The 12,972-nt window shown below is 73.0% G+C and carries 11 protein-coding genes; 5 read left to right on the plus strand and 6 right to left on the minus strand.

Annotated features, from left to right (window positions below; all coding sequences use genetic code 11):
- Window positions 1-458 precede the first annotated feature (458 nt).
- On the plus strand, window positions 459-1,910 hold the full coding sequence (locus QIS96_RS07700) for an aldehyde dehydrogenase family protein (RefSeq protein WP_282541656.1): 1,452 nt from the start codon (window positions 459-461) through the stop codon (window positions 1,908-1,910).
- 174 nt (window positions 1,911-2,084) lie between these two features.
- On the opposite strand, the gene QIS96_RS07705 is transcribed toward QIS96_RS07700, so the two are convergent.
- The 3 genes from QIS96_RS07705 to phnA all read right to left on the minus strand — a co-directional run bounded on the left by QIS96_RS07705 (window position 2,085) and on the right by phnA (window position 6,220).
- Complete coding sequence (locus QIS96_RS07705; protein WP_282541657.1) at window positions 2,085-3,218, minus strand: TIGR03364 family FAD-dependent oxidoreductase; 1,134 nt, start codon at window positions 3,216-3,218, stop codon at window positions 2,085-2,087.
- A gap of 183 nt (window positions 3,219-3,401) precedes the next feature.
- Window positions 3,402-4,745 carry an MFS transporter gene (locus tag QIS96_RS07710; protein ID WP_282541658.1) on the minus strand — a complete coding sequence of 448 codons (1,344 nt, stop codon included), beginning with the start codon at window positions 4,743-4,745 and terminating at the stop codon, window positions 3,402-3,404.
- A gap of 227 nt (window positions 4,746-4,972) precedes the next feature.
- The gene (gene phnA, locus QIS96_RS07715) at window positions 4,973-6,220 is read right to left on the minus strand and encodes a phosphonoacetate hydrolase (RefSeq protein WP_282541659.1); all 1,248 of its coding nucleotides are present in this window, start codon (window positions 6,218-6,220) and stop codon (window positions 4,973-4,975) included.
- Between the two features lie 235 nt (window positions 6,221-6,455).
- Here phnA and QIS96_RS07720 point away from each other — a divergent pair, with 235 nt between their 5' ends.
- Window positions 6,456-7,376, plus strand: a complete 921-nt coding sequence (locus tag QIS96_RS07720) for a LysR family transcriptional regulator (protein WP_282541660.1) — start codon at window positions 6,456-6,458, stop codon at window positions 7,374-7,376.
- On the opposite strand, the gene QIS96_RS07725 is transcribed toward QIS96_RS07720, so the two are convergent.
- On the minus strand, window positions 7,373-7,813 hold the full coding sequence (locus QIS96_RS07725; protein ID WP_282541661.1) for a hydrolase: 441 nt from the start codon (window positions 7,811-7,813) through the stop codon (window positions 7,373-7,375). The two genes, QIS96_RS07720 and QIS96_RS07725, sit on opposite strands and share 4 nt — an antisense overlap.
- Window positions 7,810-8,544 (minus strand): leucine-rich repeat domain-containing protein, encoded by a 735-nt coding sequence (locus tag QIS96_RS07730; RefSeq protein WP_282541662.1) that lies wholly within the window; start codon window positions 8,542-8,544, stop codon window positions 7,810-7,812. The genes QIS96_RS07725 and QIS96_RS07730 overlap by 4 nt, the downstream gene beginning before the upstream one ends.
- A 56-nt stretch (window positions 8,545-8,600) precedes the next feature.
- On the opposite strand from QIS96_RS07730, the gene QIS96_RS07735 reads away from it, so the two are divergent.
- From QIS96_RS07735 to QIS96_RS07745, 3 genes are all read left to right on the plus strand, one after another.
- Window positions 8,601-9,218: a CGNR zinc finger domain-containing protein gene (locus QIS96_RS07735; protein WP_282541663.1), complete on the plus strand. Its 618-nt coding sequence runs from the start codon at window positions 8,601-8,603 to the stop codon at window positions 9,216-9,218.
- A 197-nt stretch (window positions 9,219-9,415) separates the two neighbouring features.
- Window positions 9,416-9,868 carry an ACT domain-containing protein gene (locus QIS96_RS07740; RefSeq protein ID WP_282541664.1) on the plus strand — a complete coding sequence of 151 codons (453 nt, stop codon included), beginning with the start codon at window positions 9,416-9,418 and terminating at the stop codon, window positions 9,866-9,868.
- A 179-nt stretch (window positions 9,869-10,047) separates the two neighbouring features.
- Window positions 10,048-10,548, plus strand: coding sequence for a hypothetical protein (locus QIS96_RS07745; protein WP_282541665.1), 501 nt, complete (start codon window positions 10,048-10,050; stop codon window positions 10,546-10,548).
- A gap of 88 nt (window positions 10,549-10,636) precedes the next feature.
- Here QIS96_RS07745 and QIS96_RS07750 read toward each other — a convergent pair whose 3' ends face one another.
- Entirely contained in the window at window positions 10,637-12,589 is a 1,953-nt protein-coding gene (locus QIS96_RS07750; RefSeq protein WP_282541666.1) for an N-acetylmuramoyl-L-alanine amidase, read from the minus strand.
- Between the last annotated feature and the right edge of the window lie 383 nt (window positions 12,590-12,972).

Consider the following 12,972-nt stretch of genomic DNA (forward strand, 5'->3'; position numbering starts at 1 on the left):
TGCGCAGCCGAGAGCTTGGGGGAGGGGGGCTGGGGCTGGCCCCCGGGATGGGGTCCGGGGTGGAGCCCCGAGGCGGGGCAGGGGCGGCAGCCCCGAAGCGGGGTCCAGGGGCGGCAGTCCCGGGTAGGGGTTTGGGGGCGGCAGCCCCGTGGTGTGGTCCAGGGGTGGCAGTCCCGGGTGGGGGCCGGGCGGGAGCCCTGGGGAGCGGGGGTCCGGGGGCGCAGCACCCGGGCTGACGGCGGTCTTTCGGGAAGGGGTGGGGTGGGGGGAAGGAACAGCCCCCGGGCGGCAGGCGGGTCGGGGGCGGGCCCCGAGGGAGCGATAGGCCGTCGCTATTGCGGGCATTGGGGAATCGCGCATTGTCGCAGCCCTCCCCGCTGGGCGAGCCTGATCCGAAAGACAGGCCCGAGGTCGGCGCACCGCGCCGGCGCGGGCCAGGCGAAGGGGAGGGCAAGTCTGTGTCACAGCACCTTCGGCTCAACTTCGTAGACGGGCTATGGGCCCGCGCGGAATCGGGGCTCACCAGGGAGAACGTCAACCCCGCCGACTTCTCCGACGTACTCGGGGAGTTCGCCGAGTCCGGCGGAGTCGACGCCGACCGGGCGGTGGACGCGGCAGCCGCCGCACTCCCCGCCTGGCGCGCCCTAGGCCCGATCAAACGCGCGGCCCACCTCACCGAGGCCGGCCGGCTGCTCGCCGAACGCGCCGAAGAGGTGGCCGCGGCCATCACCCGCGAGCAGGGCAAACTCCTCAAGGAGGCCCGAGGCGAGGTCCAACGCGCCCTCGCCGTACTGGAGTTCACGGCCGGCCAGGCCCGTACGCTCGGTGGCGTGACGGTCCCCGCGGAGGACGACCGCACCTTCGCGTACACCTTCCGCCGCCCCATCGGCGTGGTCGGCCTCGTCACCCCGTGGAACTTCCCGCTCGCCATCCCGATGTGGAAGGTCGCCCCCGCACTGCTCTCCGGCTGCACGGCGGTGCTGAAGCCGTCGCCGCTCACCCCGCTCACGTCCGCGCTCCTCGTGGAGGTGTTCCAGCAGGCGGGCCTGCCGGACGGGGTGCTCAACCTTGTACAGGGCGACGTCGCGGCCGGCGAGGCCCTGGTCGCCAACCCGGCCGTCGCGGGCATCAGTTTCACCGGCTCCCTCGGCGTCGGCACCGCCATCCACACCGGCGGCGCGCACCGACTCCTGCGTACGCAACTGGAGTTGGGCGGCAAGAACGCGGTCGTGGTGTGCGACGACGCGGACCTGGACAAGGCCGTGGACGCGGTCGTGCACGGCGCGTTCGGGCAGGCGGGCCAGCGGTGCAGCGCGACCAGCCGGGCCGTCGTGGACGTACGCGTACGGGACCGGTTCCTGGACCTCCTCGTGGCGCGGGTCGCGGGCCTGCGCGTGGGCCCCGGCGACGATCCCGCCTCGCAGCTCTGCCCGGTCGTGAACACCGTGCGCAGGGACGCCGCGCTCGCCGCGATCGCGGGCGCCCAGCGCGACGGCGGCAAGGTGCTCTGCGGCGGCGGGCCCGAGGAGCGGCCGGATCTCCCCGAGGGGTGCTACGTGCAGCCGACGGTGATCCGGGACGTGCCGTGGGACAGCGAGCTGGCGCAGGAGGAGGTGTTCGGGCCGGTGCTCGCGGTGGTCGACGCGGACGGCTTCGACGATGCGATCCGGATCGCGAACTCGGTCAAGTACGGGATGAGCGGCACGGTGTTCACGGCCTCGCAGGCGCGGGCGTTCGAGGCGGTGGAGCGGTTCGAGGCGGGGATGCTGCACGTCAACCGGCCGGGGGTGGGGGCGTACGCGCATCTGCCGCATGTCGGGGCGAAGGCCTCGCAGTACGGGCCGCCCGAGTGCTCGCCCGAAGTGTTCGACTTCTACACGGAGTGGCACTCGGCCTGCATCGGCTACTGACGCCGCCCCCACGCATCACAGAGGCCCCGGCGGGAACCGTTTCCCGCCGGGGCCTCACGCCGTCTGCAGTTCCCCACCCCGCCCCTTCCCGAACTGGGGCTCCGCCCCAGACCCCGCTCCTCAACCGCCGGAGGGGCTGAAAAATCAGCCCCTCCGGCGGTTGAGGAGATTCGATCAGCCCCCCACAACCTCCTCCGCCAACCCGAACGACAGCGTCATCCCCGCCCCGCCCACCCCGTTGACCACCGTGACCCCCGGCTCGGGCGACACCACGAGTTCCGTGCGGCCGTCGCGCAGGGACGGGTAGTAGCCGGTCCAGCGCTCGGTGACGCGCGGGTCCGGCAGGTCGGCGAAGGTGCCCAGGTAATCGAGGACGGCCTCGTTGATGCCCTCGTCCTCGAACGGGTCGTGGGTCAGGCCGTACGCGTGGCTGTCGCCGATCGTGAGGCGGCCGTCGGCGGTCTGCGAGAGCAGGACGTGGATGCCGTGCTCGCGGTGGTACGGCAGCTCCTCGTTCATCCGCGCGGCGAGCGCCTCGCGGGCGGTGAGGCCGTCGAACGCCGCGTAGTGCAGGAGCGTCAGGCCACCGCACAGCATCGGGCCGAGCGGCCGGCCGCCGGGCTGGACCCCCGTACGCATCATCTGCAGCTTGCAGCGGACCAGACCACTGTCGGCGAACGCGTCCGGGTAGAGCGTGGCGAAGTCGTTGCCGCTGCACACGAAGACCCGCCCGGCCCGCCACTCGCCGGCCGTGGTCGACACGGTGGGCAGGTCGACGGAGCGGACGGTCGTGCCGAAGCGGATGTCGACGCCGTACTCGGAGATCAGGTGCTCGGCGACGGCGGGGATCGCCCGCCGCGGGTCGACGTTGAGCTCGGTCGGGCTCCACATCGCCGCCAACAGGCCCTCGGGGCGGGCCACATGGCTGCTGTCGAGGGCCTCGCGGGCGGTCATCATGGCGACCCCGCGGTCCCGGGCGGCCGGGGTGGCGGCGACGAACTCCTCCAGGACCGCCACCTCATCGGGGCGGTGGGCGAGGTGCAGCGAACCGCTCTGCTCGGCCCACAGGCCGGTCTTGGACGCTATCTCCAGCCAGATCTCCCGGCTGCGCAGGGCACGTTCGTAGATCGCGCCCCGCTGCTGTCCGACGGCCCAGATCATGCCGAAGTTGCGGATGGACGCGCCCACGGCGAACTCGTCCCGTTCGAAGACGACCACGCGTTCCCCGCGGCGCGCGGCGGCGAGGGCGTGCGCGAGTCCGACGATGCCGGCGCCGACGACGACGGTGTCGGCCTGGTTGACGCTCATGATGGAAACCTCTCTCGGTACGGCAGGGTGCGGTGAAGGCACGACGAGGTACAGCGAGGTGCAGCGAGGTGCAACGAGGGTGAATGCGCGGGGAGTTGGGCAGATCCGGGCCCGGCCGGGGCAGGTGTCGAGGCGCCCGGCCGGGCCCGGGGGAGTGCCGGACCAGGTCTCCCGGCCGGTCCGTCAGGCGGCGGCCGCGTTGCGCGGCCGCCGGTTCCAGTGCGGCAGCATCAGGAGTCCGGCGAGCAGCGCGGCCCCCGCGAAGCCGATGAACAGCGCGTCCCCGGAGAGGAACCCGGGCAGCAGGCCGCCGAGGATCGCTCCGACCGAACCGCAGCCGTTGACGAGGCCCGCGGCGGTTCCCGCGCCCTTGTCGGTGCCGAAGTCGACGGCCGCGACGCAGGAGATCATCGAGTCGGCGGCGTACACCGTGAGACCGATGACGGCGAGCACCGCGACCATCACCGGGACGCTGCCGGTCGCGGTGAGCGGCATGAACAGCGCGAGCGTCACCGTCAGGAGCGCCAGGGAGAGCACGCACGGCGGCACGCGGCGCGAGCCGAACAGCTTGTCGGAGAGCCAGCCCACCACGATCGGGGCGACGACGCCCGCGACGCCGAAGGCGATCGGGATGAGGACCGCGCCCACCTTGTCGATGTCGGGCAGCCGGCGGCTGACCAGCACGGGACCCCACAGCAGGATCGCGTATCGGGCGGGCTTCAGGAGGAAGTAGGAGGCGCCCAGGGTGAGCACCATCCGGTCGCGGAGCGTCTCCCGGTAGAGCGCGAGCCCGGCCCGCCGCGGCTTCGCCGAACCTCCCTCGGCCTCGGTCGCGGTCTCCGCACCGGTCTCTGTGCCCGTCTCCTCCTCTACGGCCGAAATCCCTGCGTCCTCAGGGGAGTTCTTCTGCAGCAGCACGAACAGGACGAGGACCACGGCGAGCGACGCCGCGCCCGCGAAGAACGCGATCCGCCAGCTGTCGAACAGGGAGTACGCGATCCAGCCGAGGAACGGCGGCGCGGCGAGCCCGCCGAAGGCGTAGTTGGTGCTCCACAGGCCGAGGACGCGCCCTCGCTGCCGTACGGGGAAGAAGCTGCCCATGTTCTTGCACAGCGGCGCCCAGCCCGTGGACTGTGCGAGGCCCTGCAGCACCATCGCGCCGCCGAAGACGAGCAGAGCACTGCTCACGCCCATCACGCAGGCGGCGACGATCGCGCCGACCATGCCGCCGATGACGACGACCCGCGGCCCGAACCGGTCGGCCCACATGCCCCACAGGAACTGGCCCACCGCGTAGGCGGCCAGATAGACGGCGTCGATGACGCCGAGGAACCGTTCCGTGAGGACGACGTTGACGGCAGGGTCCTCCAGGATGCCGAGCTTGGCGACGGAGAACGCCTGGCGTACGAAGTAGAAGCCCGCGTACGCGAGCCAGGTGACGGCGAAGATCCGCCAGCGCCAGCGAGCGGCGCCGGTGGCCCCGCTGACGGTCCGTGAACTGCCCTGCAGTGGTGCGAGGTCGGCCATGGCGGTGTCCTGTCCCTCGTCCTCGGTGCCGATAACGGGTGCGTGGGGGGCGGCTGTTGGGCCCTGGCTGTGGGGTGGGTACGCCCGGCCGGAGAAGGCCGGTCCGGCCGGGCGGTCCGGTGGGACCCCGCGCACAGGCGGGCGCGGGGCCGGTCGGTCGGGTGGTGCGGGACCCGGTGGGTCAGGCGACGGGGCCCGGCCGGGTCAGGCGGTGCAGGACCGGCCGGTCAGGCGGCGGGGAGCGGCTCGCCGGCGGCGATCGCGGCGCCGATCCAGTACGCGTCGAAGTTGCGCAGCCGGTGGTCGACGGGCAGGCCCTCGACCGGGGCGTTGACGAGGAACGGCACCTTCTGCTCGGTCAGCCCGCCGTGCGAGCGCAGCGGTTCGGTGAAGCCGGAGATGTCGTGCCGGGCCGGTGTCGTGCCGAGGACCGTGTTGCGCTCGGCGATGACGACGAGGTCGCCGATCCGGTCGCCCGGCAGCTCGAACCGCTCGCAGGCCGCCTCCCGGGTCAACACTTCCTCCACGCCCTCCAGTTGGGCGAGGCCGGCGGCCACGGCTGCGCGGTCGGCGGACGCGGGCAGATGGACGGTGGCGTACGAGCCCAGCGCGCCGTGGTGCACGGTGTACGGGTCGGTGATGGGCAGCACGACCCGCGCCGCGCCCGGTTCGAGCCGGGCGTCCAGCTCGTCCTGGAGATGGACGACACGGGCCGCGCCGTCCCCGCCCGCCTTGGCGTTCATGCCGTGGTCGGCGGTGACGACGAGGACCGCGCCGAGCGCGTCGATCCGCTCGAAGTACTGGTCGAGCATGGCGTAGAAGTCGTTGGCGACCGGCGAGCCCGGGGCGTGCTTGTGCTGGATGTAGTCCGTGAGCGACAGGTACATCAGGTCGGGCCGGTCCTTGTCGAGGATGTCCGCGCCCGCGGCCATGACGAGCTCGCTCAGCTCGGCGCTGTACACCGACGGCAGCTCCATGCCGGTGCGTTCCAGGACCTTGCCGATGCCGTTCTCCGCCTCGGTGGCCTGGTCGGCCTTCTCCGCGGAGAAGCAGATGCCGTCCTTGAGGCCGCTGCCCAGGAGCCGGCGCAGCTTGTCCTTGGCGGTGATGACGGCGACCTTCGCCCCGCGCTGCGAGAACTCCGCGAACAGCGTGGGCGCGCGCAGCAGTCCGGGGTCGTTCATCATGACCTCGGCGCCGGACTCGGTGTCGTAGAAGTAGTTGCCGCAGATGCCGTGCACGGCGGGCGACACACCCGTCGCGATGGACAGGTTGTTGGGGTTGGTGAAGGACGGCATGGTGCAGTCGGCCCGCAGGTCGGCCCCGCGCTGCAGCATCCGCTCCAGGAAGGGCATGCGGCCGTCCGCGATGGCCCGCTCGTGGTAGGCGTCCTCGCTGCCGTCGATGCACACGACGACGACGGGCCGGTGGGGCCGGTGGTAGCGGCGCCCGTTCACAGTCAGCGGCTCGGTCATGTACGGATCCACCCCTGAGGTCGAAGTCTCGCGGACGGCCTCCTCGTTCGCCGTGCCGCGTTTCATGGGTAGCACCGGCGGCGGGGGCGGAAGAACCACCGGATTCGCTATGGCGGCCATAGCCCCCCGGGCCGAGAGAGACCGCGTACGAGCCCTCCCCCGCAGGCCGGGGCGCGGGCTAGGCTCGGCGCCCGGTGATCGACGAGGCTCGCCCGGCGAGTGGGGAGGGGCGTGCGTGGAACTCAACCTCCACCGACTGTGGATCTTCATGCAGGTCGTGGAACACCAGGGCTTCTCCGCGGCGGCGCACCGCCTCTACATGAGCCAGCCCTCGGTCTCGAACCAGGTGCGCAGGCTCGAACAGTCCCTGAAGGTCACCCTCATCGACCGCTCCGGCTCCCGCGCCCGGCCCACCGCCGAGGGCGAGGTGCTCGCCGAGTACGGCAAACGCGTCTTCCTGCTCGCCGAGGAGGCGGTCGCGGCCGTGCAGCAGGTCAGCGGCCTCGCCTCGGGCCGGCTCCTGGTGGGCGGTTCGACGACGGTCGGCACGTATCTGCTGCCGCCGCTGCTCGCCCGCTACCAGGAGCAGCACCCCGGCATCGAGTGCGACGTGTTCGTCGGCAACAACGAGGCCGTACTGGAACGCCTCCTGGCCGGTGACATCGGCGTGGCCGTCGTCGCGGGCGTCCCGACCGCCTCCCAACTCCTCACGGAGACCGTCCTCGACGAGCGTCTCGTCCTCGTCGCGTCCCCCGCGCACCCCCTCGCCGGGCGCGCGGAGGTACACCCGCAGGACCTCGCCGACTGCCGTTTCCTGCTCCGCGAACCGGGCTCGCAGACCCGGGTGCTGCAGGAACAGGCGCTCTCCGAATGGGAGTTGGACACCGCGTCGCGCGGCGCCGTGTGGGGGCCCGAGGCCGCGAAGCAGTGCGTGGCGGCGAACCTCGGCATCGCCCTGATCTCGGAGCACGCCATCGTCGACGACGTACGCGCGGGCACCCTCGTGGTCCTGCCGACGAGCCCGGCCCCCCGCCCCCGCCCCGTGAACCTGGTCCGCCGCCGCGACCGGCTCCTCTCCCCGGCCGAGCGCGCCTTCATCGACCTGCTCCGCTCGGCGGACCGCTGGCCCCGCGAACTCCCGCCGCAGGGTGCCTAGTTCGGCCCATCCCGTACGACCCGCTTGGCCCCCAACAGCACCCGGTAGCGGGCCCGCCGGGCGAACTCCGCGCGCGTCCACACTGCGGGCCGCCCCGCCTCCGTGCACAGATGCAGCACGGCGTCGCCCCCGGCCCACACGCCCACATGGGCCCCGTACGGATCGTCGTCCCCGTTGAAGAGCACCAGGTCGAGCGGGCCCGGCGCCGGAACGTGCACGGTGGCGGCCGTGTCGTGCCACAGCTCGCTCGACCGCAGCGGCGGCACGCCGATCCCGAAGTGCCCGAGCACGGCGTACGCGAACAGCTGGCAGTTGGCGCCGAACCGGAGCGCGGGCCGCGCGAGCACGTCCGCCGCGCCGGGAAACCGCGAGCCCTTGTACGGCACGGACCAGAACCGTTCAGGCAGCCGCGCGAGCAGCTCCGCCGCCCCGCTCACCACAGCACCACGCACCCCCGCGCGGCGAGCCGCGCCTCCACCGCGACCGGCACCTCCACCGGATTCCACCGCAGATCCAGCTTCTCCAGTACGGGCAACTCCTCGACCCAGTCCGGCAGTTCACGCACCTGGTTGCCGCGCAGGTCCAGCCGCCGCAGCAGCGGAAGCCCGCGCAGCGCCGCAGGCACAGCCGTGAACCGGTTCTCCCGCAGCTCGACCTCCCGCAACTCCCGCAGCCGCCGTACGGAGTCGGGCAGCGCGGTCAGCCGGTTGCCGCGCAGCCACAGCTCGCGCAGCGCGCCGAGTTCGCCCAGGGAGTCGGGCAGCTCGACGAGCCGGGCGTGCTGTGCGCGCAGCTCCACCAACTCCCGTAGCCCGCCCAGGGATTGGGGCAGCCGGTCCAGGGGGTTCTCGCCGACGTTGAGATACCGAAGCCGGTTCAGACGGCCCAACGCCTCGGGCAGCACGGCGAGTTGGTTGTCGTGCAGGTAGAGGAACCCGGTGAGCGCGGGCAGGTCGCCGATCGCCTCGGGCAGCTCGGTGAGGCGGTTGTGCCCGAGGTCGAGCAGACACAGCCGGGTCAGCCCGGCAAGGCGCGGGGAGACGGCGGTGAGCAGGTTGTCCGCGAGGATCAGCTCCTCCGCGTCCACCCGCCCCCACACGGACTCCGGCACACACGTGAGCCCCGCCCGCCAGTGATCGACCCGCACCCGACCCGTCCCGAACCCCATCCCGTACCCCCTCCGAGCCCACGACCACCGGTCACGGCGAAGCTAGCATCGGGCGCATGTCCGCAGCGCAGCTCGTCCTCGATCTCGCCCTCACCGTCCGCCACGACGGCCGGGGCGGCGTCGCCGACGACCTCGAAGACGCCGAAGGCCTCACCGCCTGGGTCGCCGCGCACACCGCCGAGCTGGCCGAGGCCGCAGCCCTGCCCGACCCGCTCGCCCCGTTCACCGCCGACCCGGCCGCCCTCACCGCCGTACGCGACCTGCGCCGGGCCGTACGCACCCTCTTCGCCCGCGCCGTACGCCCCGCACCGCCCAGCCCCGCCGACGCCGAGCGGCTGCTCCCCGCCGACGAGGCCCTCGACCGGCTCGCCGCAGCCGCCGCCCGCGTCCCCGTCGCGCCCCGCCTCACCTGGCCGGAGCCCGGCCCAGCCGAGCTCACGTACCGGCCCGCCGCCCCGGCCCCGCCCGTCGACCTCCTCGTGTCCGGCCTCGCCCGCGCCGCCGCCGCGTTCCTCGCGAGCGACGACCGTGACCGGCTGCGCGCCTGCCACGCCCCGCGTTGCGTGCGCTACTTCCTCAAGGAGCACCCGCGCCAGGAGTGGTGCAAACCCTCCTGCGGCAACCGCGCCCGAGTCGCCCGCCACCAGCGGCGCCACCGCGCCGACGCCCTCTGAACGCTGCCCTAGGCCCTGTCTTCAATCTCCCGCCTGCCCCGCGACGCCCGGCACGCACGCTCGCCGCGTTGCGGAAATGCCCTAGTAGCTCCGCTACGAGACCATTCCCGCGCCTTGCGATCGCACGCACCGGACGCCGCGGGGCCCGCCCTTCGGGCGGACGACGGGAGATTGAAGACAGGGCCTAGCCTGACCCCATGCACGAGAACCCCGCGACAGAACCCCCAGGTCACGGCCCCGCCGAGCGCGACCTGACCCGCCTCCTCACCGGCCTGCGCCCCCACCTCGACCCGCACACATACGTGTACGCCACCGTCACCGGGCCGCCCCCGCCCCACCTCGACCCGGTCGTCACCGTCCGCGAGGACGAGGGCCGCACCCTCGTCGTACGGCAGGAGGAGGCCGACGCCGCCGGGCTCCCGTACGCGTACGTCGCCGGGTGGATCACGCTCCGCGTCCACTCGGCGCTCGAAGCGGTCGGCCTCACCGCCGCCGTCGCCGCGCTCCTCGCCGACGCGGGCCTCAGCTGCAACGTCGTCGCGGGCTTCCACCACGACCACCTGTTCGTGCCGTACGAGCGGGCCGAGGAGGCCGTCGCCCTCCTGGAGCGGCTGGCCGCCGACGCGGCCCAGGCCGCCCCGACCGGCTGAACTCGCCCCCGTACGGCTGGTGTTGGGCCCCGAACAGGAGGGCGGCGCATCGCCCTTCGGTGCGCGCCGCACCTTCCGCCCGCAAGGGGTCTGACCGGCGCGCATGCCGTCGGCGGCGGGGAGCGGGCCGACCGGGGCCCGGCGTCCGGCCGCGTCGAAAGCCACGTACCATGGGCGGCATGTCCTTCCTCCGCCGCCGCAGCGCCCCCACCCCCGCCGGCCCGGACTTCGACGTCCTGGCCATGGATCCGGGGGACTGGCCCGGCAACCTCGGCGCGGGCCTCCTGCCCGCCCCCGACGGCACCTGCCAGGGCGTGTTCCTGCGGTACGACCTGTTCGGCGGCCGCGGCCCCGCCATGGTCATCGGCAACCTCCCCGAGGGCTCCCCGGCCCGTGAGGTCGGCGAGAAGGACGTCCCGTTCGAGGTGGCGCAGCTGCTGCTCGCCCTGGAGAACGACGAGGAGATCGAGGTCGTCGAGACCGAGGACGTCCCCGTCATGCAGGGCGACAACCTGCTGATCGTGCGCCGCCTCAAGCTCTCCGAGAGCCGCATCTCCTGCGTCCAGTTCGACCGCAGCGACAACGTCCTGGTGACCATCGCCGCCTGGGACCGCCCCATCACGGACGACCTCTACGCCCTCCTGAAGCCGCTGCCCGCGGAGCTCTTCCAGCAGGGCTGACCAGCCGAAACAGCCCCACACACATACGCCGGGCCCGGATCTGCCCCCACACGCAGATCCGGGCCCGGCGAGCTGTCCGGCCGTACCTCTACGAACCCGACGGCACCACCTGCACGTCCGCCGCCCGCACGAACGCGACCCGGTGCCCGAACTGGATCTCGTAGTACGTGTCCTTGCCGCGCACCACCTTGTGCGTGGACGTGTCGAACGTCGGCGAGTAGAAGTACTCGCCCGGCACCTTGCCGCCCACCGCGTACTTCTGGCCCTTCAGAAGCTTGTACGGCAGCGGCGACACCGGCTGCGGCTTGATGTCCGCGGGGTACGCCGAGCTCTCCGGGTACGCCCGGCCGTAGACCGGGATCTCCTCCGCGCCCGCCTTCGGTGTGACCGTCGCGCCCTCGGCGTCCACCGCGGTCGGCTGCGCCTTCGGGTTCTTGAACCAGGCCTTCTGCCCGAGATACCAGATCGCCGTCCAGTCGCCCTCGCGGTCCGCGACCGCGTACTGCTGGCCGGTGGACACCCGCGAGCCCAGGTCGTTCACGCCGATCGTCGAGTCACCGCCGCCCGGCCGCAGGCCGATGTCCTTGACCAGCGGGGCGTCGTCGCTCGGCTCGGTGTGCAGCCGCACCGCGCTGGAACCGTGCGCCGGGCACTTCTCGCCTGCCTCCGTGCAGCCCGTGAACTCCGGCTTGTGCTCGCCGTATTGGGGCGCGACGGTCACCAGACCGCCGTCCGACCCGGCCGTGCGCTCGAAGGGCTTGCCCATCAGCGTGAAGTAGTGCTGCCAGTCCCAGTACGGGCCCGGGTCCGTGTGCATGCCCGGGATCGTCGACGTCGTCGTGCCCGGCACCGTGTCGTGGCCGAGGACGTGCTGCCGGTCCAGCGGGATGTCGTACCGCTTCGCGAGGTACTTCACCAGGCGGGCCGAGCTGCGGTACATCGCCTCCGTGTACCAGGCGTCCGGCTTGGTGAGGAAACCCTCGTGCTCCAGGCCGATCGACTGCGAGTTGATCGCCCAGTTGCCCGCGTGCCAGCCGACGTCCTTCAGCTTCAGGTGCTGCGCGACATGGCCGTCGGTGGAGCGCAGCGTGTACTGCCACGACACGTACTCCGGGTCCTGCACCAGCTTCAGAGCGGTGTCCCAGGTGCCCTCGGTGTCGTGCACCACGATGTACCGGATCTTCTGGTCGTTCGGCCGGTCCGCCTTGTCGTGGTTGCCGTAGTCCTCCTCCCCGAACTCCTCGTATGGGGCCGGCACCCACTCGCAGGAGATCGTCTCCGGGCAGTCCGTCGCGGCGGCCGACGCGCGGCGAAGGCCCAGCTTCTCCATCCGGGCCGCATCCGGCTCGACACCCCTGGTCGCGGTGAGCCGGACCCGCTGGCCCGCGTCCGTGGTGCGCTCCTCGCCGTCGCGGATCACCGCGAACACCTCGTTCGCGTACGAGGCCGCGGAAGCCTGGTCGTCGGCGCCGGAGAACTTCGCGACCGCCGCATACCAGTCCGCCGGGTTCGCGCTGTCCGTGTCCGCGCCCGCCTCGCGCTGAGCCGCGGCGAGCAGGGCCGCACCGCCGCGGACGTTCGCCGCCGGGTCGGTGCGCAACTCCTCGGCGCTGAGCCCGGTCAGCTCGGCGGCCCTCGGCAGGGTGCTGAGGCGCTCGGGCAGCTCGGCCGGGTCGGGCAGCTCCGCCTCGGGCGTGCGCGCGGGGCGGGCGGTGTCGCCGCGGGCGTCCTCCGTGCCGTGGCTGTGGTGCGGCGCCTCCTTGATCGCGGTGCGCGCATCCGTCAGGTGCATCGGGCCGTAGCCGCCGCTGACGCTGGGGGCGCCGGCGTGCCCGTCCCAGCGGGACTGCAGATAGGAGACGCCGAGCAGCACGCTCTGCGGCACCTGGTACTCGGCGGCCGCCGCGGCGAACGCGCTCTGCAGCCGCGCCGACGCGGCCCCCGGGGCGCTGCCGCTCCCGGAGGGCGCCGCGGCCAGGAGCGGCAGCAGCAGGGCGGCCGACGCGACCGCGCCCGAGGTCCTCGTCAGACGTCTGCGCACGGTCACATCTCTGGCATGGTCTGACCTTCGCAAGGCTGCCTCCTGGGGCGGTGGGGCGCTATGGGGGGTGCGGGGCCGAACGTGGGAGTCAGTGGTATCGGCTCTCCGACGATCCGTCAATCATGCCTACGGGACCGGGATTTCCCATGTCAGGACGGTTCCCGGCGGGTTTCTCCGGCGCACGTCGACCCGCCTGCGCCGCGTCAGTGGCCTGGACCTCTGAAGCCCCGCTGAACAGGAGCGACACGGACCGTGCCCGCCGGGCCCGCGCCGCCGGTGGCCGGGCGGACATCCGTGCCCGGTCCACCTGTTCGGGCGAAGTTCCGGGAGAAGGGCGGCCGCAGAGGCCTGAGCGGCCCTCCCGTACCGCCGAGTCCCGGCAT

The organism is Streptomyces cavernicola, assembly GCF_029968035.1.
GTDB lineage: Bacteria > Actinomycetota > Actinomycetes > Streptomycetales > Streptomycetaceae > Streptomyces > Streptomyces cavernicola.